Origin of the sequence: Streptomyces kanamyceticus (assembly GCF_008704495.1) — a bacterium.
Lineage (GTDB): Bacteria > Actinomycetota > Actinomycetes > Streptomycetales > Streptomycetaceae > Streptomyces > Streptomyces kanamyceticus.
This window is the reverse complement of the sequence record NZ_CP023699.1, coordinates 9,171,612-9,194,081: the sequence shown is the minus strand read 5'-3', so window position 1 is coordinate 9,194,081 and position 22,470 is coordinate 9,171,612. Positions and strand designations below refer to the sequence as shown.

The following is a 22,470-nucleotide window of genomic DNA, read 5'->3' as shown; positions in this document are numbered from 1 at the left end:
GCATGCGATGCGTCGTATCCGTCACCGGTCATGTCGCACTCGGAGCGACGCCACGGAACCAGCGAGGTTAGCCTCACCTTACCAACAGCTCGAAACTGTCGAGCCTGCCCTTCACATGAGGTCCCATGATTGCTCCAGCCCGCCTGTTCGCCGCCGCGCTCGTCGCCGTGCTTGCCCTCACCGGCTGCTCGGCCAGCGACGCGTCGGGCGACGGTGACAAGGCGTCCGCCGCGAAGAGCCGTACCGTCAAGACCGATTACGGCGAGGTGAAGGTGCCGAGCAAGCCCAAGCGCGTGGTCGTCCTCAACCACGCGCTCGCCGGGTACCTCTACGACCTCGACGTACCGGTGCGCGCCACGATTCCCGAGGACGCCGACGGCAAGGGCACGTTCTCCCCGTACTGGGCGAAGGAGGCGAAGAAGGACGGCACGACGTTCCTGCCGTGGAGCGTCGACGGCTTCGACCTGGAGGCGATCCTCGCCCTCGACCCCGACCTCATCGTCGGCGGCGGCATCGGCTTCCCGCTGTTCCAGGCGGAGAAGGTGTACGACGACCTCTCCGACATCGCTCCCACCGTGCTCGTGGGCAAGAAGCTCGGCGACTGGCGCAGCCAGTTCTCCTTCCTCGCGGACGACGTGTTCGACAAGGGCGACGTCTACGAACAGCATCTGGCCGCCTACGACAGGCGGATCGCCGAGGTGAAGAAGGCCATCAAGCCGCCGCCGGGACCCGTGTCCTTCCTCGCCCTCACCGGCGACGGCACCGCCTACGGCCTGGTGGAAAAGGTCGGCCTGCCCGCCGAGTTCGAGAAGGTCGGCATCGAGCCCGCTCCGGTCTTCGCCAAGGGCGGCTTCAAGGTGTACGGGCAGGGCGGTGACATGTTCGAGCTGTCGACCGAGAAGGTGGGTCAGACGATCACCCAGCCGTCCGTGTTCGTGATGGGCTTCAACGCCGACACGACCGACGTCGCCACGCTCAAGAAGAACCCCGTCTACCGCGCGCTGCCCGCCTTCAAGGCGAACCACGCCTACGACCTGCCGTACTGGGTGCTGCGCGGCGACTACGACGAGTCGATGGCGCTGCTCGACATCATCGAAAAGAAGTTCTCCTGATGGCCGCCCAGCGTGCGTACACGACGCACCCGCTCGTCCTGCGCCGGGTCACGGTGCGCCGCGTGCACGAGGTGAGCCCTCGGATGCGTCGGGTCGTCCTCGGCGGCGAGGAGCTCGGCGCGTTCACCCGCGACGGAATCCACCATCCCGCCTTCGCCGCGCCGGGGTTCGACGACCACGTCAAGCTGATCCTGGCGGCGGACGGGGACGTCCGCGCGGCGCTCCCCGCCCAGTTGCCGCACGGCGTCGAGTGGACTCCGGCCGAGCACCGGCTCACCCGCGACTACACGCCCCGGCGCGTGGACCACGAGGAGGGTGAGCTCGACCTCGACTTCGTGCTGCACGGCGAAGGACCCCACGGCGATGGGCCCCACGGCGATGGACCCCACGGCCAAGGACCCGCGGAGGCCTGGGCCGCGTCCGCGCGCGAGGGCGACGAACTGTGGTTCGTCGGTCCGAAGTCGTCGCTGCGGCTGCCGGAACACCTGGACTGGGTGTTCCTCATCGGGGACGAGACCGCGCTGCCCGCGATCGGCCGCTTCCTCGACGAACGCCCCCTCCCCCACACCGTCCCGGTGCATGTCCTGGTGACCGTCTCCGACGATTCGGCACGCCAGGAACTGGCGCTGCGGGATGACGACTCGATCACCTGGGTGGTCGCGGAGCCCGGCGACGCGGCGGCCCTGGACGCCGCCGTCCGCGCGCTGCCGGTGCCCACGGGCGAGGGATACGCCTGGGCTGCGGCGGAGAGCCGGGCGCTGCTGCCGGTACGCCGGCATCTGCAACGCGAAAGGAAACTCCCCAAGGACCGTCTGAACATCACGGGCTACTGGCACCGCGAGGAGAGCGCCACGGCCGATGTGAAGGGCGCGACCGACGTCGGTGTCGGCGCTGTCGCGGAGGGCGCTGCCGACGGCCGGATCCCTTCGCCGCTGCCGTGGTTGGTCACACGGGCGGCATTGCAACTCGGCGTCGTCGACGCGGTCGCCGACGCGCCGGGCCTCTCGCCCGACGCACTCGCGAGCCGCGTCGGTGTTTCCGAGCCGGGGATCGGCGTACTGCTGCCGCTGCTTGCCGCGTACAACGTGGTGGTCGGTTTCGACGACGAGAGCGGTCTCCGCCTCGGCCCGGCGGGCGAGGAACTCCTCGACGACCATGAGCGCGAGGAGTACACCGGCCACGATGCCGAGCTGCTGCTCGCCCTCGCTCACCTCGCTCCCGCGCTCCGCGAAGGGACGTCACCCTGGCGGCTCGCCCAGGGCACCCCTCTGTACGACACGGTGACCCACGACGCGGAACGCTACGGCGAACTGGTCGAAGAAAGCGAGCAGTTGGTCTTCCTGCTGGACGGTCTGACGGCCGACCCGCTCTGGGAGGACGTCGGGACCTGTCTCCTGACCGGGCCCGGCAGCGCCTCGGTCGTCGCCGCTCTCGACGACGCCGGACGGCGGCCGCGGCTGCGGCTGCGCGTCGCGGAGGACGACACACCGGCCGCGGTCCTGCGTGGGTCCGTCTCCTCGCCTGAGCGGATCGACTGGACGCCGGGACCCGCCGACGTCGCCGTCGCCGCGAAGGCCCTCGCCTACCGCACCGATGACGAGGCCGCCCTGCTCCTCACCCGGCTCGCCACCTGGACCCATACGACGGTCCTCGTCGAGGCCTCCCGCCCGGACGGCCTGAGCCCGCACGCTGCCGAGGCGGCCCTGCGTGCGTACGCCTCGACCGGCAGCGCCCTGCGCGACTCCGCGGCCATCGCCGCCCTCGCGAAACGGTCGGGCTGGCTCGTCGACCGGACCATCGCGCTGGGCTGGGGGACGGAGGCCACGGTCCTGCGCCGGGCCTGACGCACCGACCGGCGGCGCTCAGGGGCACCGGCGCCCCAGCTTCGCGAACCAGCGGCTGCCCCCCTTGGTGTCCCACCACTCTTCCAACAGGCCACGCACCAGCTGCACCAGCTGGCGGAGGCGCTCGGGATCGGGCACGTCCGAAGTGAGCACGTCCACGAAGGACTTGTCGTGCCACGGCAGCGTGACCACCCAGCGCTCGTCGGCGTGACCCTCGCGCTCGATGACGAGACGGTAGGTCAACGTGGCGCTTCGGTCGGAGTGGTGATCCACCGTCAGGTCGACGACGTCGAACCTGATCGCGCCGTCATCGGAGGTGTACGAGCGGGCCAGGGCGCGCTCAGCCGGGGTGTGAGCCGTCATGTGCACCTCTCATCTCGCCTACGGGCTTCAGGGTAAGTTCAGTGCATCACTTCTTGACCGGCGGGCACGTGCCCGTGTCCTCGCCGATGGAGTTGATCTCGGCGTTCGGGCGCGTGTCACCCGCGTAGTTGATCTGGTCCGTGCACTTCTTGCCGGGCTCCTTCGGCGTACCCGTCGGCTTTTCGGACTTCTGGACGGGCGGGCACGTGCCCGTGTCCTCGCCGATCGAGTTGATCTCGGCGTTGGAGCGCGTGTCACCCGCGTAGTTGATCTGGTCCGTGCACTTCTTGTCGGACTTGGCGGGCGGGCCCGACGGCTTCTCCTTCGCCGTGCCATTCGCCGGGTCCTTCGCGGTGCCCTTCGCCGGGTCCTTCGCCGTGTCGGAGCCCGGGGTGCTCGCGGCCGACGATGAGCTGCTCGCGGAAGAGGAACCGTCGTTCCCGTCGTCGGAGTTGCATGCCGTCAGCGCCAGGCTGAGGGCCACTGCCGTCATGGTCAGTGCCGAGATCTTCCGAATGCGCATGCTGATGTCCTCTGTGTGGGGGTGTCGCTCCTGTGGAGCGCGTGACCGGGCGAGCGAGTTGAGCAACTGTTGAGCTGAGCGGCTTTTCGCCCGTGTGGCTTTCTGTCCTGTCAGATGAGCGCCGTGGTTGCCCCAGTTGCTTCATGATCGCGCTCAAGACACGTTCGTGACATGACAGTGATCACGTCGTGAAGTACGCATTCGCCGTACGGAGGGTGGGTCCAGGCACACCCCGGGCCGGAGGCCTGCACCAGTGTGCCGCGCGTGGCCCTACGGAAGTGTGTTCCGCGTGCCCAGCCCGCACACAGGACACACCGGACCCGCGACCGGCGCAGGTCCGCCGAGACAGGGAGAACATGATGAGCAGCCAGCGCAGTCAGCGCACCCGCGTCACCGCCGCACTCCTGTCCGCCGCCGCGCTCGTCGGCGCGGCCGCCCCGATGGCCACCGCCGACGACGCCCGCGGCGGCGGTCGGCACGGCGATCCTTCCGGCGTGCAGCGGCAGTTGGACCTGCTCGTCGGCGAGGACGGCGTGCCCGGCGCGCTGGCGTACGAGAAGGGGCACCGCGCCGTCAGGGCCGGGACCGCGGAGCTGGGCAGCGGGAAGCCGATGGTGGGGCCCGAGGGGCGGTTCCGGATGGCCAGCGACACCAAGTCGTTCACGGCCGCCGCGGTGATGCGGCTGGTCGCCGACGGCGAGCTGCGGGTGGACGACCGGGCCGGGCGGTACGTGCCGCAGCTCGCAGACAGCCCCATCACCATCCGGCAGCTCCTCAAACAGCGCAGTGGGCTGACCGAGTACGCGCGGCTGATCGACTGGACCACGCCGAACACCGACGAGGGCTATCTCGATCTGGCGCTGAAGGCCGGTCCTGAGTTCGAACCCGGCACGGAGTGGGGCTACTCCAACACCAACTACATGGTGCTCGGCATGATCATCGACCGGGTGTCCGGCACCGACTACCGCACGTACATCGAGCGGACGATCCTGAAGCCGCTGGGGCTCACGTCGACGTACTGGCCCGGCCGTGACGAGCTGACGTTGCGCGGCCCGCACGCCCGCAACTACGGCATCCACCCGGCGCACCCGGAGCAGGGCCAGGTGGACGTGACGGAGCTGCCGGGCCACGAGTTCGGCGCGTCCGGCGGTCTGGTGACGACCCCGGGGGACCTGAACGCGTTCTGGGACGCGCTCTTCGGCGGCAAGCTGCTGCCCCGCTGGGCGGTGCGGCAGATGACGCACGACACGACGGACGTCAGCGGGCGCGACGTGTACCCGAAGGGCAGCCGGTACGGCTACGGCGTGGCGAGCATCCCGCTCAGCTGCGGCGGCGAGTACTGGGGCCACGGCGGCGACCTGCCCGGCGACTCGGTGGGCGGCGGCCGCGCGTCGGGCGGCCGGGGCACCGTGACCGTGTACACCACCACCGGGGCGGCGGAGGGGAGCAAGCTCGCGCACCTCCAGGGCGCGGTGGACGCCGCACTGTGCGACGGGCGTTGACGCGACGCGTGACGGGCGGACACCACGTGGCGTAGGCGGCTCCGTGCCCGGGCAGGTCCAGGGGACCGGAGGGCGGCGGGCACGGGAGGGCGGCGCATGGTGACGATCGGGGAACAGCCGGGGGTGGAGCTCTCGGCGCGCGGCGTCGAACTCGTCCTGCCGGGCGGCGGCGTCGCGCTGTCCGGCATCGACGTGCCGACGGTCGCTCCCGGGCGGGTCCTCGGCATCGCGGGTGGCAGTGGGGCGGGGAAGACGCTGCTGCTCGAAGTGCTCGCCGGGCTGCGGGCGCCCCGGCACGGGCAGGTGTCGGTGCGGGCGGCGACCGGCGACGCCGGGCATGTGCCGCGCTACGGGTTCGTACCGCAGGACGACATCGTGCACCGCGCGCTGCCGCTGCGTGTCGCCCTGGAGTACGCGGCGCGGCTGCGCGGCACCGACCCCGGTGACGTACCGCGGGTACTGGACGAACTGGGACTGGGTGACGTCGCCGGGCAGCCGGTGCGCACGCTCAGCGGTGGGCAGCGCAAGCGGGCGAGCATCGCGATCGAGCTGCTGTCCCGACCGCGGCTGTTGTTCCTGGACGAGCCGACGTCCGGGCTCGACCCGCCGGCGGGGGCGCGGCTGACCCGGTATCTGGTCCGCCTCGCGGCGAGTGGCGTCACCGTCGTGTTCACCACGCACACACCGGCCGACCTGCACCACTGCGACCAGGTCATGTTCATCGCGCCGAACGGCCGCCCCGGCCCGTCGGGCACCCCGGCCGAGCTGCTCGACCTGTCCCCCGACGGCACGTTCGAGGCGCTGTACTCGATGGAGGTGCCGCAGGGCGGCGAGCAGTCGCGCGGCAGGGCACCACGGGCGTCGACCGAGCCGCCCCTGCCGTCCACCCCCGCCCGCTTCTCCCCCGCGACCGGCCGACTGCGCCAGTGGGCCGTCCTGACCGGCCGTGATCTGCGGCTCCTGCGGCACGACCGGCTGACGGCCGCCATCACCGTCGGCTCGCCGCTGATCATCATCACGATGTTCGCGCTGCTGTTCCGGCCGGGTGTCTTCGATCCCGCACGCCCCTCGCCCGCCGCCTCCGCGATGGTGTTGTTCTGGATCGCGTTCGGCGCGTTCTTCTTCGGGCTCGCCTACGGACTCCCCCAGATCTGCGGCGAGTTGGCGGTGGTGCGCCGGGAGCGCAGGACCGTACTGCGACTGTGGCCCTATCTGCTGGCCAAGCTCACCGTCCTCGGCCCCGTCCTGCTGCTCGCGGACGCGCTGCTGCTCGTGGTGCTTCGCGCCCTGGACCGGCTTCCGGCCGCCGCGATGTCCGTCCACGCCTCGCTGTTCGCGACGACGGCGCTCGCCTCGTTCGCCGCGCTCGCGCTCGGCCTGTGCTGCTCGGCGCTCGTCTCCGAACCGAGCCAGGCCGCCCTGGTGCTCCCGCTGCTCTGCTTCCCCCAGGTGCTCTTCTCAGGGGCGTTCGTGCCGGTGCCCGGCATGGCGGCGGGCGGACGCTGGATCAGCGTCGCGATGACCAACCGGTGGGCCTTCGAGGCCCTCGGTTCCGGGGCCGGCCTGGAGACGCTGTGGCGCGGCGGCGGCGCGGCGGGGCGGACGCTGCTCGACTCGTACGGGAACAGCTTCGGCCACCCGGCGTGGGTGGGGTGGCTGATCCTCGCCGGATGCGCCGTCGCCCTGCTCACCGCGGCCTGGCTGGTGCTGCGGCGGCGCTGTCCGACGTCGGCGCACCGGCTCAGCACGTCAGACGCGGGGCCAGTTCGCCCCTGACCGGCGTGGCGGCGGCGAAGGTCGCGTGCAGGAAGTCCACGAAACGGTCGATGTCCGCGGCCACGTTCGCGATGCCGGGCGAGACGCGCACCGCGCCGCCGGACGGCAGCCCGAGCCGCCGGATGTACCCGTCGATGGTCTCCGCGCGCGCCCGCCCGGTGCCCGTGCGCCGCAACAGGCGCGGCGCGATGGCGAAGGCCTCCTCGCCCGCGCCCGGATTGCAGAAGCATCCCGTACGGACCGAGATGCCCGCCGCGGCGCACTCGCGGGCCACGATCCGCTCGTCGACGACCTTCCCCCTGCCGTCCAGGACGTTCAGGGCGACCGTGCCGCCGCGTCCCTCGGTGCCGCGCGGGCCGTAGACGCGGACCAGCGGTCGGCCGTCCCGGTGCCGGAGCTCGGCCAGCGCCCTCAGCAGACGCCCGGTCAGCCCGCTGACGTGCCCGGCCACCGCGTCGGCGCCCACCGCTTCGTACCAGTCGAGTCCCGTGGTGATCTGAGGGACGGCGTGGAAGTCGGGGGTGCCGTCCTCGAAGGCCGCGGGCGCCTGCGCCATGCGGTGCCAGTGCGCCTGCGCACTGACCACTTGTATCGTGCCGCCCGCGAACCAGGGCCTGCGCAGCCGGGCGAGCGCCTCGCGCCTGGCCACCAGGCTGCCCACGCCGGACGGGTAGCCGAAGACCTTGTACCAGCTGGCGACCACGAAGTCCGCGGGCACCCGGCGCAGCGACAGCGTTCCGGTCGGCAGGTACGCCGCCGCGTCCAGGAGCGTCTGCCAGCCCGCCGACCGCGCCCGCGCCACCCACTCCAACGGATGCCGTACGCCGGTGAAGTTGCTCTGCGCCGGATAGCAGAAGAGACCCCGGTGCCGCCCGGCGAGCGCCCTGCTCAACGCCGCGTCGGAGAGGCGCAGTTCGTCCCCTTCGAACGGGACGAGGCCCACTTTCGCGCGGGCGGCCCGCGCGAACTCCCGTACGCCGTTGACGGAGTTGTGGTTGTCCTGCGTGAGCAGCAGCGCGCCCGAGCTCCGATGGAACGGATAGGCCTCGGCGACCAGCTTGACCGCCTGGGAGGCGTTGGCCGTGAACACCACCGTGTACGTGGCCGGATCGGCGTCCAGGAACCGCAGGACCCGGAGCCTGGCCTCCTCCACCAGGTCGGTCGACGCGGCGGACGCGGGGCTCTCGGTGTGCGGATTGCCGAACACCTGCCCGCCCAGGCGCGCGGCCTGCGCCCGGGCGAGACTCCGCGGCACCGGCGCGGTGCCGGTGTGGTCGAGGTAGGTCTGCCCCGTCTCGTCGAGGTACCCGAACTCCTCGGCGCGCAGCCGCTCGAAGAACGCCGCGCCCTTTCCGTCCTCCTCCATGCCCGCAGGGTCTGGCATCCGCGTGCGGCTGTCCAGACCGCCTGGGACGGGCGCGGGTGTCAGGATCCGAACGCGCTGCTCGGCATGGAACGGCCGAAGTAGGTGTACGGGTCCTTGGAGAGTCCCGCCGTCGCCGCGGAGAAGCTCACCGCGTGCGAGGAGGTCACCCCGCCGGCGGATCCGCGCAGGCTCCACAGCGCGCCGTTGCTCTCGTTCTCCATGGGAGCGGCGGCGGCGAGGTCGGCGTGGCCGTCACGGTTGGTGTCGGTCAGGCGCACGGCGGAGCCGAAGCGGTCGTACGCCTCGTTCGCGCCCGGCACTCCCTCGGTCCCCTGGTGCACGACCTGCGATCCGGTGCCGGTGAGGCCGTCGGCCGAGCCGCGCAGGACGACGACCTCGCCCGCGTTGGGGACCGGGCCGACGGTCTCGAACTCGACGCCCACCGCCGCGTCGTCATAGCCGTCGCCGTCCACGTCGCCCACAGCGACCGCCTCGCCGAAGGCGTCCTCGGGCTCGGTGACGCCCGGGACCCCGGGGCTGTCCTGGGTGAGGGTGCGACGCCCCGTCGCCGTCAGGCCATCGGCACCGCCTCGGTAGGCGGTGACCGCGTTGGCGTCGGGAGATCCGAGGAGCAGGTCGTCCTTGCCGTCGCCGTCGAAGTCGCCCGTGGCGGCCGCGTGCGCCTCGTCCGGCAGGACGGTGGGGGTGCCGGTCGCCGCGGGGTAGACGAGCGAGGCACCGTCGTAGCTGCCGTCCTTGTCGTAACGGCCTCCGACGACGAGATCGTCCTTGCCGTCCCCGTCGAAGTCGCCCGCCACCAGGGCACGGTAGTAGTCCGAGCCGTCCGGGGCCATGTCGGTCCGCAGCTCGCGGTGGCCCGCGACGCCCGTCTTGGAAATGCCGTCGTAGATCCACACGTCGTCGCTGCCGGTGCCCACGGCCAGCTCGGGACGTCCGTCGCCGTCGAAGTCACCGACGGCGAGGCGGTTGCCGAAGAGGTCGTGCGCCGCGGGAGCCGGGTCGGTGAGCGTCACACCGCCGGAGAGCCCGGACTTCGAACCCCACAGGACGGCCACGGTGCCGCCGTCCACGTCGTCGCCGACCTTCTCGTGAGGGGTGCCCGCGACGACGTCGGTGTAGCCGTCGCCGTTCAGGTCGCCGGTGGCGAGCGCCGAGCCGAACTGGTCGTTCTCCTCGGCGGCGCCGGGGACGCCGGGCGAGTTCTGCGTGACGATCTGCGTACGACCGGCCGAGACCCCGTCGGCCGAGCCGGTGTTCACGACGATCGCGCCCGCGCCCTTGGCGCCCGAGACGGTGGCCTCGGAGGCGGTGACGAGATCGCCGTAGCCGTCCCCGTTCACGTCGCTCTGCCCGCTGGGCGAAGCGGACGGCGCGGCAGGCGCGGTAGGCGCGGTGTGGGCGGCGTGGGCGGGTGCCGCGGCGAGCAGACCGGCCGCCAGAGCTACGGCGAGGGCGGGGGAGGTACGGAAGCGGGGATGCATGGGCCCTTTTCTGTTGGTGGATCCCTGTCGGCGGACATCTGCCGGTGGAGCAGGCCGATCACGACTCGTCCCGGCCCGCGAGAACAAGACACACCCGCACGTCAAAGGGTTGTACGAGGCCCCGCATGTCGACGAAGCCGTTCGCCACGAAAAGAGCTGGCGGACGGCTTCGTCGTGTCAGCGCGTCGCTGACGGCGCGCGCTCAGGTCGGTGATCCCCCCGACCAGGCGTCCCTCACGGGAAGGTCACATAACACCTCGCCACCGAACCCAGGGTTTCGCAGCGTGCGTTGTCGATGTCGGTGATCTTCGTCCAGACGCCCTTCTTGAAGCCGCCCATGTACTTCATCTTCTTGTTGTCGCCACTGCCGAACTGCATGTACAGGTCGTAGGCGCGGTCTTCGAAGGTGAAGCCGTCGACGTCGTCCCCGGGACCGCCCGCCTTCTTCCCCGCCTTCAGCGCAATCTGCTCGCAAGGCAGGTTCTTCCAGTTGTCTTTGCGCGCCGTCAGGCTGTTGTTCCACACATCGCATCGGTGAGCGTTACCACTGAAGTAGGCATACTCCATGGTCCAGCGCGTGTTGTTGCGGAGCTCCCCGTAGGCGGCAGCCGGAGCGACGCCGGACGCCCCGCCCTGGTCCGCCGCGGCGGTGCCGCTCGGCGTCAGCACCAGGAGACTCGCCACCGCGGCCATCGGCACCGCGATCCCGACCGCCGTCCGGCGGAGCGTCCGCCTCGGCCTCGTCCTCTCCACCCAGATCCCCGTGTTCGTCTTGCCCATGGTCGTTCCCCGTGTTCTCGAGCGGTGAGCGAGCCGACTTCAGCCGTCGGCCCGGCGGGGCCTACTATCCGGCCTCGGCCGCCCAGCAGCTCGCGGATCCGCGTCCCACATCGTCACGGGACGCGCGCTCCCCCGCTGAACTGCGCTTTCATACACCGAATGGGACAGCCGTAGAACGCGAGGACGAGCCGATGAGGCCCGTCGGGGGGGGTGGGGGATGTGGCAGAGGCAGACGGCGTACGGGAGTTGGCCGCCGCACTCGCGGCGCTCAAGGAGCGCAGTGGGCTCAGCTACCAGGAGTTGGGTCGGCGGGTGTTCACCAGCCGCTCCACGCTGCACCGCTACTGCACCGGCCGGGCCGCGCCGGGCGACTACGGCCTGCTCGTCCGCATCGCCGAGGAGTGCGGAGCGGGACCGGAGGAACTCAACGAGCTGCTGCGGCACTGGCGGACGGCCACGGGACGCGAGCAGCCGCCCACCGGCTCCCCAAGCCCACAGCCGCGGCCCCGGCCCCGGCCCCGACCCCGACCCCGACCCCGACCCCGACCCCGACCCAACGCTCCGACCGTGCGGTTCGTCCTCGCCGTCGTCGTCGCCCTGTTCGTCCTCAGCGGCGCAGTGGCCAGCGCGCCGGGTCACGACGCGGCCGCGCGCGTGCCCGCTCCCACGGCCGCGGCCGCGGCGAGTTGGGCGGGGGCGCCGAAGGCGGTCGATCCAGAGGTGTTCGGTGTGACGATGAACAGCTCCAGCGGGGCGACACCGTCCTTCCGGGTCGGCTCCCTGCGCCTGTGGGACAGCGAGACGCGCTGGGCCCAGCTGGAGCCCGAGCAGGGCACGTACGACTGGTCCACTCTCGACCGGCTCCTCGACGCCGCCGAACGCGAGGAGCTGCCGACCCTGTTCGTCTTCGGCGGCACCCCCGCCTGGGCCGCACCCGATGCCCGCAGGGCCGCCTACCCGGACGGCTCGCGGGCGGCGCCGCCGGACGACCTCGCCGACTGGGACGCCTTCGTCCGTGCCCTGGTGCGGCACGCGGGCGACCGGATCGACGCGTACGAACTGTGGGTCATGGCCAACCATCCCCACCACTACAACGGGAGCGTGCGGACCCTGGTGGAGATGACCCGCCGGGCGAGCGCCACCATCCGGGCGGCCGACCCCGGCGCGACCGTGGTCTGCCCCTCGGTCACCGGGCTGTGGGACCGGAAGGCACACGACTACCTGCTGCGCTTCGCCGAGGCGGGCGGGTACCAGTACTGCGACGCGGCGGGCGTCAAGCTCTACCAACGCCGCGTCACCGACCCTCCGGAGACCATGCTGGACGCGGTCCTGGGGATCGAGCGCACCTTCCAACGCGCCGGATACCACCTGCCGGTGTGGAGCACGGGGACCACCCAGTCGCTGCCGCTCAACGATCCGCTGGACGAGGACACGGCCGCCGACTACGCGGTCCGCTTCTATCTGACCGGTCTGTACGCCAGGAACCGCGGCGTGGCCCGCCTGTACTTCTACGCCTGGGGCAACGGCAAGCTCCCCCTCGTGCTCCAGGCGGAGGGCCAACCACCCACCAAGGCGGGCGAGTTCGTGGGCCGCCTCCAGCGGTGGCTGTCCGGCGCGCGGCTGCGCGGCTGCGGCAGCGGCGCGCGGGCCTCCCTCCCGGACAACGTCTGGCAGTGCGAGTTCCGCGTACGCGACTCCGGCGGCCGCCCGCGGACCGCCCGCGTCCGGTGGACCCACACCGGCACGGCCGAGGTGCCAGGCGGACCTGGCGCCGAACGCGTCCGCCGACTCGACGGCTCCACGCAGCGGGTACGGCCCGGAGACCGCCAACTCGTCACGGAACGGCCGGTGTTGATCGAGTACGGGTGACGGTGGGGGTGTGGCTCGCCACGGCGCGGGTGGCCCACATGTCCCGCATGGCTCGGGCGAGATCGATGCGGGGGCGCCAGCCGAGGAGTCGCTCCGCGAGGGAGATGTCGGCGCGCGTCCAGCCGCCGCCCTTGCTCTCCACCGCCGCGGAGCGTTCCCTGACCGCGTGGGCGGGGAAGCCGGACGCGGCCACCAGCAGCGCGACGAGTTCCCGCATGCTCACCGCCTCCCCGCGCCCCACATTGACCACCTGTCCGACGGCCGGGGCATGTGCCGCCTTGACCACCGCTTCGGCCAGGTCCCGCACGTCCAGGTAGTCGCGCCGGGCGTCGGCGACGGTCAGTTCGATGCCTTCCTCCTCCGTCGCCACCGCCAGGCGGGCCATGACCGCACCGAGGAAACTGGCCTCCGTGGTGTGCGGGCCGCACACGTTGACGGCCCGCAGCACCACTCCGTCGACGTCGCCCGCCCTGGTGGCGGCGAGCACCGCTTCGGAGCCCGCGTGCTTCGTCACGGCGTACGGCGTCGTCGGATTCGGCGCGATCCGCTCGTCGATGGGCACTCCCTCGGGGACGAACCCGTACTCGTGGATGGTGCCGACCTGTACGACCCTGGGCCGTTCGGCCATGCGCGCCGTCGCCGCCAGAACGCGGTCGACCAGGCGGACATGTGCGTACTCCATGGCCTCCTGGGTGAGCACCCACCCGCCGGTCGCGTTGACGACCACGCCGACCCGCTCGGACGTCAACACCTCGGCCAGCTCGGCCGGTTCGGCCGCTGCGACGTCGAGAGGGATGAACGTGTGACCTTCGACGTGGGGGCGGTGGTTCCGGGCGATGGCGAGGATCTCGTGTCCGGTGCGGGCGAAGGCGGCGCACACCTCTCGGCCGACGCACCCGGTCGCGCCCAGTACGGCGACCTTGGGCGGTGTGTGGGGTGAGTTCATGGCGGTACGTGACTCCTTTACCGAGGGGTGCGGTGTGACCGAGGGCCGCGGTGTGCGGCGGTGAGCCGTTCCAGTACGGGGACGAGGTCGGCCGGGGCCGGTGCGGCGAGCGTCTGTGTGCGCAGCGCGGCGGCGGACCGGGCGAAGGACGGCTCGCCGAGGACCCGGGTGAGCATGGTGCGCAGCTCGGCGGCCGAGAAGTCCTCCGCGGGACGGCACAGCCCCGCGCCGAGTTCGGCGACCCGGCGCGCCTTGGGGATGTTGCACCACATCCGGGCGGGCACCATGATCTGCGGCACGCCGTGCGCGAGCGCCGTGGCGACCGTGCCCGATCCGCCGTGGTGGATGATCGCGGCGCAGGTCGGCAACAGCAGGTCGAGGGGGACGAAGTCGACCACGCGCACGTTGTCGGGAACGCCGTCGAGCTCGGCGAGCTGGTCGGCGTTGAGGGTCGCCACCACCTCGATGTCCAGGTCGGACACGGCGTCGAGGAGAGCGGGCACGGAGGCCTTGTCCCCGCCGACGATCTCGCGGAAGGAACGGCCGAGGGTCAGGCAGACGCGGGGCCGCGGGGGCGGTTCGCGCAGCCAGTCGGGCAGTGCGGAGGGGCCGTTGTACGGCACGTAGCGCACGGGGACGTAGGGGTGGTCCACGGGCAGTCGCAGCGCGGTGGGCAGCGGGTCCACCGTCCACTGGCCGAGCACGGCCTCTTCGGCGAACTCGCGTCCGTAGGGGGCGAGGAGCGAGCCGAGCCACTCCTCCATCGGGTCCTCGCGCAGCACGGGCGGCCGCTCGGACAGGAGGGTGCGGTAGCGGGCGCGCATCCGGCCCATCAGGTCGAGGCCGAACATGAGGCGGGCGTGCGCGGCGCCCGTCGCCATGGCCGCGACCGATCCCGCGTAGTACATGGTGTCCCAGATCACCAGATCGGGCCGCCAGTCCTCGGCGAAGTCGACGAGTTCGGCCACGACCGGGCGGGGGTTGGTGGCCTGGTGGATCACATGGGTCCAGGCGGTGAGGGTGCCGTGGACGTAGTCGTAGGTCAGTCGCTCGGGGCGCCGCTCGCCGATGTCGAGCACGTCGAGCCAGGACTCGTCGTCCGCGTCGAGTTGCGCTTCGTCGGCGGTCGACGCTTCGTCAGCGGGATCGGATCCGTCGACGGACGCCGCTTCCTCCTGGTTCATCTTGGCGCCGACGTCGAGGACTTCGCCGATGGGCACGGCCGTCAGTCCCGCGCCCAGGATGTCCTCGCACACGTCGGGCTGGGTGGCCACGCACACGTCGTGGCCCGCCGAGCGCAACGCCCAGGCCAGCGGCACCTGCGTATTGACGTGTGTGGTGGCGGGAAAGGGAGTGAACAGGACCCGCATCCCGTCAGCCGCCCTGACGGCTCAGGGAGGCCCACTCGGTGTACGCGTCGGCCCGCTCACGCTGCTCCGCGACCGCCTCGTCGTACGCCGCGGCCCCCAGGACGAGGCGGCGCGGCGGGTCGTCCATCCCGACGACTTCCAGGACGACGGCCGCCGCAAGGGCGGGCGACGGCGGGGGCGGCGAGTCGGCCCAGGACGCCTCCAGCGCGGCGCGGGGACCGTCGTAGGCGGGGTCCGGCTCGGTGGCGGTGAGGCCGTGGTGGCCGAGTCCGGTGTCGTAGGGGCCCGGCTCCAGGAGGGTGACCTTGATCCCGAACGGCTCGACCTCCTCGGCCAGTGCCTCGCTCAGCGCGTTCAGGGCCGCCTTGCCCGCGCCGTAGAGACCGGTCGCGGCCGAGCCGCCGCCCGCTCCCGCCACGGTGACCTGGAGGATGTGTCCTGACCCTTGCGCGCGCAGTACGGGCAGTACGGCCTGGGTGACCCACAGCGCGCCGAAGAAGTTGGTGTCGAGATGGTGGCGGGCCTGTTCCTCGGTGGTCTCCTCGACCATGCCGAACAGGAGCTGTCCGGCGTTGTTGACGACGACGTCGATCCGGCCGAAGGCGGCGGTCGCGCGCTCGACCGCGCCGTGGACGTCCTCGCGGCGGGTCACGTCGAGGGGCAGGGCCAGCAGTCGGCCGTCGTGGGCGGCCGCGCGCGCTTCGAGCGCGGCGACGTCCCTGGCCGTGGCCACCACCCGGTCTCCGGCAGCGAGCGCGGCCTCGGTGAAGGCGTACCCGAGGCCCCGGGAGGCTCCGGTGACGAACCAGACCCGGCTCTCGTGAGGCGGTTCGGTGACGGGAAGTTGAGTCATCCGGCCACCGTGCCCGGAGGTCATCGAGTTTGCGTTGAGTCGCGCTCGAAGCCCAACGCCCACGCTACGCACGACACGTCGACGCGTGTCGCCCCGCCGTGTCGCACCCGTGTGCGGCGCGGCGGACCGTCATCGAGCGAGGGAGCAGCAGCATGAACACCGCAGACCACGTCCTCGACCGGCTCCTCGCCCAGGGGCAGGACGATCCGTATCCGCTCTACGCGGAGCTGCGCGGCACCGCCCCGGTGCATTTCAGTCCCCAGCTGGGCAGTTACGTGCTGACCCGGTTCGAGGACTGCGCGTACGTGATGAAGAACCCCGCGCTGTTCCCCGCGCCGGACCCCGCGTCCTTCGCCTCGTTCATGCCGGAGCACAGCACGTACGACGCGTTCCGCGTGCTGGTGAACTCGATCGTGAACGCCAATCCGCCGCAGCACACCCGGCTGCGCCGACTGGTGAGCCGTGCCTTCACCGCCCGGCGGGTGGAGTCCCTGAAGGCGGGCGTGCTGACCATCGCGGGCGACCACGTGGACAAGGTCGCCGCGCGGTCCGCCGACGGCGCGGTGCTCGACTTCCATGACGAACTGTCCGTTCCCGTGCCGCTGCAGGTGATGGCGCGGCTGCTCGGGCTGCCCCTGGAGAACGACCGGCTGCTCGCCGGTCTGATTCCGCGGATCATCAACGTGGTCGACCCGAGCAGTGACACGGCGGCGCTCAAGGACGCGGACGACGCGTTGCACACCCTGCTCGACCTGCTCTGGGAACTCGTCGAACAGCGGCGGGCACAGCCTGCTGACGACCTGGTGTCGGCTCTGGTGGCGCTGGAGTCCGATCGTGGCGTCGCGGCCGCTGACCGGCTGACCGAGGACGAGCTCAAGGCCGTGTTCGTGGCGTTGCTGACCGCGGGGTTCGAGACGTCGGCGACGGCGATCGACATCGCCGTCCACACGCTTCTCACCCGTCCCGAACACCGGCCGGGCCTGCGGAGCTACGCGGGGGCGCTGCGCTTCGTCGACGAGGTGCTGCGATGGGACGCGCCCGCGCCCATGTCGGCGGGGTTCCGGTACGCGGCCGAGGAAGCCGTGTTCGGCGAGCACGTGGTCCCCGCGGGGTCGCCTGTGCGGGTCCTGCTCGGCGCCGCCAACCGGGATGCCGCGGCCAACGTGGACCCGGACCGGTTCGACCCGGCGCGCAAGGCGCCCCGCACGCTCGTCTTCGGCGGCGGGGTGCACCACTGCCTGGGCATGAACCTGGCGCGGATGGAGATCGCGGCGGTGCTGATGGCGATCGCGGACAGGCTCCCCGGCCTGCGGTTCGCCGAAGAGCCCGTCCGCCGCCGCTCGTTGCCCCTGCGGGACTTCGCCTCGTTCAAGGTGCGGCTCGAAGGATGATCGCGGTCACCGGAGGGTGACCGCGATCAGGCCGGGCGGTCGTCGCGGGTGACCCGGCGTTCGCGTACGAGCAGTGCGCCGCCCTCGCGTACCAGGACGTCCTCGCACACGCACATCAGGTGCAGCCTCGGCTCCCCGCCACGCGGGGTTGCGATGATCTGCGCGTAGCTGCGGACCCGCAGGGATCCTTCGCCCTGCGGGTCGATGTGCACCGTGCTGAGGACGTGCCGGTGCGCCTCGCCCGCCTCGGCGAGGGCGGCCGCCGACTTGCGGACCCCGGCGGCCAGTTCGGCGCGGCCCCGGACCGGCTCCGGGAGGGACGGCGGGGCGAACGTGCCGTCCTCGGTGAAGGTGCGGGCCCAGCCGTCGGCGTCCCCGCTGTCCAGGAGTTGCATGTGGCGTGCGAGGAACTGCTGTACCTCTGCGACGACTTGGGCTGACACGGCGTCCGACACGGCGGTCTCCTCAACGGCTGCGGATGGGTACGGGGACGATCCCGTACCGGCTTCGAGATCCGTTCAATGCGCCGCCCCAGCGATTCGACGTGTCGCCCCAGCGATCCTCGATCGGCGCGCGGTGTGCTGCGCGCACCATCGGACCGCCCCCGCGTTCCGGCCGTCCCGAAGGTGACGTATGCGCCTCATCGACCTGTCCTCGCCCGTGGATTCCTCGTTCGTCGAGCCCGACCCGGTGATCCACGACATCCTCACGCCGCGCCAGGGTGCCGTGCACATGAGCGCGGAGATGCGGGAGCACTTCGGCATCGACTTCGATCCGGACGAGCTGCCGGACGGCGAGTTCCTGTCCCTGGACCGGATCTCGCTCACGACGCACACCGGCACCCACGTCGACGCGCCCTCGCACTACGGCTCGAAGGCCGGTTACGGCAGTGGAGTGCCCCGGCACATCGACGAGATGCCGCTGGACTGGTTCCACCGGCCGGGGATGGTCCTCGACCTCGGCGACGCGCCGACCGGGGTGATCGGCGCGGACCGCCTGGAGAAGGAGTTCGCCCGGATCGGCAGGCGTCCCGAGCCGCTGGACATCGTGCTGTTGCGCACGGGCGCCGACGCCCGCGTGGGCGATCCCTCGTACTTCACCGACTTCGCGGGGCTCGACGGTCCCGCCACCCATCTGCTGCTCGATCTGGGGGTGCGGGTGATCGGCACGGACGCGTTCAGCCTGGACGCCCCGTTCGGCGACATCATCGCCCGCTACCGGGCCACCGGTGACCGGGAGGTGCTGTGGCCCGCGCACTTCGCCGGGCGGCGGCGCGAGTACTGCCAGATCGAGCGGCTCGCCCGGCTCGACCAGCTGCCCGCCCCCTACGGCTTCACCGTCTCCTGCTTCCCGGTGAAGATCACCGGCGCGGGGGCCGGGTGGGCCAGGGCCGTGGCCCACGTCGAGGAGTGAGTCCCCACCGATGCCAGCTCCGACCCCAGGGAGAAACGATGTACGGGCAGGAACTCGCCAAGGTCTACGAGATCTTCTACCGCAGCCGCGGCAAGGACTGGACCGCCGAGGCCGAAGAGGTCACCCGGCTCGTCCGGGCCCGCATGCCTGAGGCCGGCACCCTGCTGGACGTGGCCTGCGGCACCGGCGCCCATCTGGCCACCTTCCGCGAGCAGTTCGACACGGTGGAGGGCCTGGAGATCGCTCCCTCGATGCTGGAGCTCGCACGCCAGCGGCTGCCCGGACTGACCTTCCACGACGGCGACATGCGCGACTTCGCGCTCGAGGACACCTTCGACGCGGTCGTCTGCATGTTCTGCGCGATCGGCTATCTCGGCACGGTCGAGGAGCTGCGGGCCGCGGTGCGCGCGATGTCGGACCACCTCTCCCCCGGCGGAGTGCTGGTGATCGAGCCGTGGTGGTTCCCCGAGGACCACGTCGAGGGATACGTCGCGGGCGACCTCGGCAAGGAGGACGGGCTCACCGTCGCCCGGATCTCGCACTCCACGCGCCAGGGCCGGGCCACCCGCATGGAGGTGCGCTTCCTGGTCGGCGAGAGCGCCGGGATCAAGGAGTTCACCGAGATCGACGTGCTGACCCTGTTCACCAGGGACGAGTACACCCAGGCGTTCCTCGACGCCGACTGTTCCGTCGAATACCTGCCCGGCGCGCCCACCGGCCGGGGGCTGTTCGTCGGTATCCGTCATTGACCAACCACCAGCGACTGCCAGGAGGGCCGACCACGCCATGACCACACACGTGTGGGACTACTTGCCGGAATACGAGAACGAGCGCGCGGACATCCACGACGCCGTCGAGACCGTGCTGCGCTCCGGGCAACTGGTGCTCGGCCGCAGCGTCCGCGGGTTCGAGGAGGAGTTCGCCGCCTACCACGGCCTGCGCCACGGGGTCGGTGTCGACAACGGCACCAACGCCATCAAGCTCGGCCTCCAGGCCTGCGGCATCGGCCCCGGCGACGAGGTGATCACGGTGTCGAACACCGCGGCGCCCACCGTCGTCGCCATCGACGGCACCGGTGCCACCCCCGTCTTCGTGGACGTCGACCCCGAGACGTATCTGATGCGCGTCGACCAGGTCGAGGCCGCGATCACACCCCGCACCCGGGCGCTGCTGCCCGTGCACCTGTACGGCCAGTGCGTGGACATGGCCCCGCTGAAGGCGCTGGCCGAGCGGCACGGCCTGGTGATCTTCGAGGACTGCGCACAGGCTCATGGCGCGCGCCACCACGGTCGGCTCGCGGGCACGATGGGCACGGCGGCCGCGTTCTCCTTCTACCCGACCAAGGTGCTCGGCGCCTACGGCGACGGCGGCGCCACGCTCACCGACGACGACGAGGTCGAGCGGAACCTGCGCCGACTGCGCTACTACGGCATGGAGGAGCGGTACTACGTCGTCCGCACCCCCGGCCACAACAGCCGTCTCGACGAGCTGCAGGCGGAGATCCTGCGCCGCAAGCTCACCCGCCTGGACGCCTACGTCGAAGGGCGGCGGGAGGTGGCCAGGCGGTACGCGGAGGGTCTTGCGGACACCGACCTCGTGCTGCCCGCGCTCGCGCCGGGCAACGACCACGTCCACTACGTCTACGTCGTGCGCCATCCGCGCCGCGACGCCGTCATCGAGGCGCTCAAGGCGTACGACATCTCCCTCAACATCAGCTATCCGTGGCCGATCCACACCATGAGCGGCTTCGCCCACCTCGGGTACGCGCGCGGGGCGCTGCCGGTGACCGAGCGGGTGGCGGACGAGATCTTCTCGCTGCCGATGTATCCCGCCCTGTCCACCGGCGTACAGGACAAGGTGATCGGCGCGCTGCGCGATGTGATGGCCGCTCTGTGAGGGACGCCCGCCACGGCCCCGTGCGCGTCGGCGTGCTCGGGTGTGCCGACATCGCGCTGCGCCGGATGCTGCCGGTCCTGGCGGCGGAGGCGTGCGTCGAGCTGGTGGCGGTGGCGAGCCGGGACGCGGACAAGGCGGCCAGGACCGCGGCCCGGTTCGGGTGCGACGGCGCCCGCGGCTACGACGCGCTGCTGCGGCGGGACGACGTCGACGCGGTGTACATCCCGCTGCCGCCCGCCCTGCACCGCCACTGGATCACCGAGGCGCTGGGGGCCGGAAAGCACGTGCTGTGCGAGAAGCCGCTGAGCACCTCCTACGACGACACCCTGGAGCTCCTGAAGCTGGCGCGCTCGCGGCAGTTGGTGCTCGCCGAGAACTTCATGTTCCCGCACCACTCCCAGCATCGGGCGGTGCGGGAGCTGCTCCAGGAGGACGTGGTGGGGACCGTGCAGGTCTTCTCCAGTTCGTTCGGGGTGCCGCCGCTCGATCCGGCCGGATTCCGCTACCGGCCGGATCTCGGCGGCGGCGCGCTGCTCGACACGGGGGTGTATCCGCTCCTCGCCGCGCAGCTGTACCTGGGCGGCGAGCTGGAGGCGCTGGGGGCGACCCTGCGCATCGACGAGCGAACAGGCGTCGACGTGGCGGGCACCGCGCTGCTCTCGGCGGCGGACGGTACCGCGGCACAGGTGTCGTTCGGTTTCGACCACTCCTACCGGGCGCACTACGCGCTCTGGGGAACCCGGGGCCGCCTCACGGTCGAGCGGGCGTTCACCCCTCCCGAGCAGCTCAGGCCGCCGGTGCGGATCCAGCAGCAGGACCGGGTCACCGAGTTGACCCTGGCCCCGGACCATCAGGTCCGCAACTCCGTGCGGGCGTTCGCCGAGGCCGTCGTCTCGGGTCCCCTCGGGCCCGCGGAGGAAGAGCTGACGCTACGTCAGGCCCGCCTCGTCGAGGACATTCGGCTCAAGGCCCGTCGGTTCAGCCACCGGCCGGGCCCGGTGTGGAACGCACCGGACAGGACGCATCAGAGATGAGGACGGGGCGAACATGAAGGGCATCATTCTGGCCGGCGGGGCGGGTACCCGGCTGTACCCGATCACCTTGGCGGTGTCGAAGCAGCTCATCCCGATCGGCGACAAGCCGATGATCTACTACCCCCTGTCGGTGCTGATGCTGGCCGACGTCCGGGAGATCCTGCTCATCGCCACCCCCGAGGACCTGCCCCAGTTCCAGCGGCTGCTCGGGGACGGCGCGCATCTCGGCCTGCGGATCGAGTACGCCGAGCAGGCCCGTCCCGGCGGTCTCGCCGAGGCGTTCATCATCGGCGCGGACCACATCGGCACGGAGCCGGTGGTGCTTGTGCTCGGCGACAACATCTTCCACGGCCACCGCTTCTCTGACGTCCTGGCCGGGCACGCGGGACACGTCGACGGCTGTGTGCTGTTCGGATACGCCGTGCACGATCCGCAGCGGTACGGGGTGGGTGAGGCGGACCCCGAGGGCCGGTTGGTCTCCATCGAGGAGAAGCCGGTCCACCCGCGCTCCAACCGCGCCATCACGGGCCTCTACTTCTACGACAACGACGTGGTCAACATCGCCAAGAACATCACCCCTTCCCCCCGGGGAGAGCTGGAGATCAGCGATGTGAACCGGGTCTACCTGGAGCGCGGCAAGGCCCAACTCGTGGATCTGGGGCGGGGGTTCGCCTGGCTGGACACCGGCACTCCCGAGTCGCTGCAGGAGGCGGCCCAGTACGTGAGCACGCTGGAACACCGGCAGGGGATACGGATCGCCTGCGTGGAGGAGATCGCCCTGCGGATGGGGTTCATCGACGCGGACGCCTGCCATGCCCTGGGGAAGGCCATCGGAAAGTCGGACTACGGCAAGTACGTGATGTCCATCGCGCGGGAGTTCCACGACTGAGGCGGCCGCATCGAGGGGGCGGGACCACCGTGGCGGCCCCG

General features: G+C 71.6%; 20 protein-coding genes. 11 read left to right on the top strand and 9 right to left on the bottom strand.

Going from position 1 to position 22,470, the window contains the following annotated elements; translation table 11 throughout:
- Nucleotides 1-125 precede the first annotated feature (125 nt).
- Nucleotides 126-1,112 (top strand): ABC transporter substrate-binding protein, encoded by a 987-nt coding sequence (locus tag CP970_RS39835; RefSeq protein ID WP_055553985.1) that lies wholly within the window; start codon nt 126-128, stop codon nt 1,110-1,112.
- Nucleotides 1,112-2,956: a siderophore-interacting protein gene (locus tag CP970_RS39830; protein WP_055553986.1), complete on the top strand. Its 1,845-nt coding sequence runs from the start codon at nt 1,112-1,114 to the stop codon at nt 2,954-2,956. The genes CP970_RS39835 and CP970_RS39830 overlap by 1 nt, the downstream gene beginning before the upstream one ends.
- 18 nt (nt 2,957-2,974) lie before the next feature.
- On the opposite strand, the gene CP970_RS39825 is transcribed toward CP970_RS39830, so the two are convergent.
- The gene (locus tag CP970_RS39825) at nt 2,975-3,319 is read right to left on the bottom strand and encodes a hypothetical protein (protein WP_055553988.1); all 345 of its coding nucleotides are present in this window, start codon (nt 3,317-3,319) and stop codon (nt 2,975-2,977) included.
- A 46-nt stretch (nt 3,320-3,365) separates the two neighbouring features.
- Nucleotides 3,366-3,842, bottom strand: a complete 477-nt coding sequence (locus CP970_RS39820; protein WP_055553990.1) for a hypothetical protein — start codon at nt 3,840-3,842, stop codon at nt 3,366-3,368.
- 359 nt (nt 3,843-4,201) lie between these two features.
- Between CP970_RS39820 and CP970_RS39815 the strand changes: the two genes are divergently transcribed.
- Nucleotides 4,202-5,344, top strand: a complete 1,143-nt coding sequence (locus tag CP970_RS39815; RefSeq protein WP_055553992.1) for a serine hydrolase domain-containing protein — start codon at nt 4,202-4,204, stop codon at nt 5,342-5,344.
- 96 nt (nt 5,345-5,440) lie between these two features.
- The gene (locus CP970_RS39810) at nt 5,441-7,120 is read left to right on the top strand and encodes an ATP-binding cassette domain-containing protein (RefSeq protein WP_055553994.1); all 1,680 of its coding nucleotides are present in this window, start codon (nt 5,441-5,443) and stop codon (nt 7,118-7,120) included.
- On the opposite strand, the gene CP970_RS39805 is transcribed toward CP970_RS39810, so the two are convergent.
- The 3 genes from CP970_RS39805 to CP970_RS39795 all read right to left on the bottom strand — a co-directional run bounded on the left by CP970_RS39805 (nt 7,086) and on the right by CP970_RS39795 (nt 10,768).
- A complete protein-coding gene (locus CP970_RS39805) occupies nt 7,086-8,486 on the bottom strand; it encodes an aminotransferase class V-fold PLP-dependent enzyme (protein WP_055553996.1) in 1,401 nt (466 codons plus the stop codon). The two genes, CP970_RS39810 and CP970_RS39805, sit on opposite strands and share 35 nt — an antisense overlap.
- A 59-nt stretch (nt 8,487-8,545) precedes the next feature.
- Nucleotides 8,546-9,988, bottom strand: a complete 1,443-nt coding sequence (locus CP970_RS39800; RefSeq protein WP_055553998.1) for an FG-GAP repeat domain-containing protein — start codon at nt 9,986-9,988, stop codon at nt 8,546-8,548.
- A gap of 234 nt (nt 9,989-10,222) precedes the next feature.
- On the bottom strand, nt 10,223-10,768 hold the full coding sequence (locus CP970_RS39795) for a hypothetical protein (protein ID WP_055554000.1): 546 nt from the start codon (nt 10,766-10,768) through the stop codon (nt 10,223-10,225).
- Between the two features lie 219 nt (nt 10,769-10,987).
- On the opposite strand from CP970_RS39795, the gene CP970_RS39790 reads away from it, so the two are divergent.
- Nucleotides 10,988-12,637: a helix-turn-helix domain-containing protein gene (locus CP970_RS39790; protein WP_150494583.1), complete on the top strand. Its 1,650-nt coding sequence runs from the start codon at nt 10,988-10,990 to the stop codon at nt 12,635-12,637.
- Here the strand turns inward: CP970_RS39790 and CP970_RS39785 are convergent.
- Genes CP970_RS39785 through CP970_RS39775 form a run of 3 tightly spaced genes read right to left on the bottom strand, consistent with a single transcriptional unit; the run spans nt 12,603 to nt 15,806 of the window.
- Nucleotides 12,603-13,583: an NAD-dependent epimerase/dehydratase family protein gene (locus tag CP970_RS39785; RefSeq protein ID WP_055547724.1), complete on the bottom strand. Its 981-nt coding sequence runs from the start codon at nt 13,581-13,583 to the stop codon at nt 12,603-12,605. The two genes, CP970_RS39790 and CP970_RS39785, sit on opposite strands and share 35 nt — an antisense overlap.
- Nucleotides 13,584-13,600: 17 nt before the next feature.
- Nucleotides 13,601-14,953: an activator-dependent family glycosyltransferase gene (locus CP970_RS39780; RefSeq protein WP_055547722.1), complete on the bottom strand. Its 1,353-nt coding sequence runs from the start codon at nt 14,951-14,953 to the stop codon at nt 13,601-13,603.
- A 4-nt stretch (nt 14,954-14,957) separates the two neighbouring features.
- Entirely contained in the window at nt 14,958-15,806 is an 849-nt protein-coding gene (locus CP970_RS39775) for an SDR family NAD(P)-dependent oxidoreductase (protein ID WP_055547720.1), read from the bottom strand.
- A 152-nt stretch (nt 15,807-15,958) separates the two neighbouring features.
- Here CP970_RS39775 and CP970_RS39770 point away from each other — a divergent pair, with 152 nt between their 5' ends.
- On the top strand, nt 15,959-17,197 hold the full coding sequence (locus tag CP970_RS39770; protein WP_055547718.1) for a cytochrome P450: 1,239 nt from the start codon (nt 15,959-15,961) through the stop codon (nt 17,195-17,197).
- Between the two features lie 26 nt (nt 17,198-17,223).
- Here CP970_RS39770 and CP970_RS39765 read toward each other — a convergent pair whose 3' ends face one another.
- The gene (locus CP970_RS39765) at nt 17,224-17,592 is read right to left on the bottom strand and encodes a nuclear transport factor 2 family protein (protein WP_107098939.1); all 369 of its coding nucleotides are present in this window, start codon (nt 17,590-17,592) and stop codon (nt 17,224-17,226) included.
- Nucleotides 17,593-17,830: 238 nt separating this feature from the next.
- On the opposite strand from CP970_RS39765, the gene CP970_RS39760 reads away from it, so the two are divergent.
- Genes CP970_RS39760 through rfbA form a run of 5 tightly spaced genes read left to right on the top strand, consistent with a single transcriptional unit; the run spans nt 17,831 to nt 22,429 of the window.
- On the top strand, nt 17,831-18,610 hold the full coding sequence (locus CP970_RS39760) for a cyclase family protein (protein WP_055547714.1): 780 nt from the start codon (nt 17,831-17,833) through the stop codon (nt 18,608-18,610).
- Between the two features lie 38 nt (nt 18,611-18,648).
- On the top strand, nt 18,649-19,359 hold the full coding sequence (locus CP970_RS39755) for a class I SAM-dependent methyltransferase (RefSeq protein ID WP_055547712.1): 711 nt from the start codon (nt 18,649-18,651) through the stop codon (nt 19,357-19,359).
- A 37-nt stretch (nt 19,360-19,396) separates the two neighbouring features.
- Nucleotides 19,397-20,506 carry a DegT/DnrJ/EryC1/StrS family aminotransferase gene (locus tag CP970_RS39750; RefSeq protein WP_055547710.1) on the top strand — a complete coding sequence of 370 codons (1,110 nt, stop codon included), beginning with the start codon at nt 19,397-19,399 and terminating at the stop codon, nt 20,504-20,506.
- A complete protein-coding gene (locus tag CP970_RS39745; RefSeq protein WP_055547708.1) occupies nt 20,503-21,540 on the top strand; it encodes a Gfo/Idh/MocA family protein in 1,038 nt (345 codons plus the stop codon). The genes CP970_RS39750 and CP970_RS39745 overlap by 4 nt, the downstream gene beginning before the upstream one ends.
- A gap of 13 nt (nt 21,541-21,553) precedes the next feature.
- Entirely contained in the window at nt 21,554-22,429 is an 876-nt protein-coding gene (rfbA, locus tag CP970_RS39740) for a glucose-1-phosphate thymidylyltransferase RfbA (RefSeq protein ID WP_055547706.1), read from the top strand.
- Nucleotides 22,430-22,470: the final 41 nt, after the last annotated feature.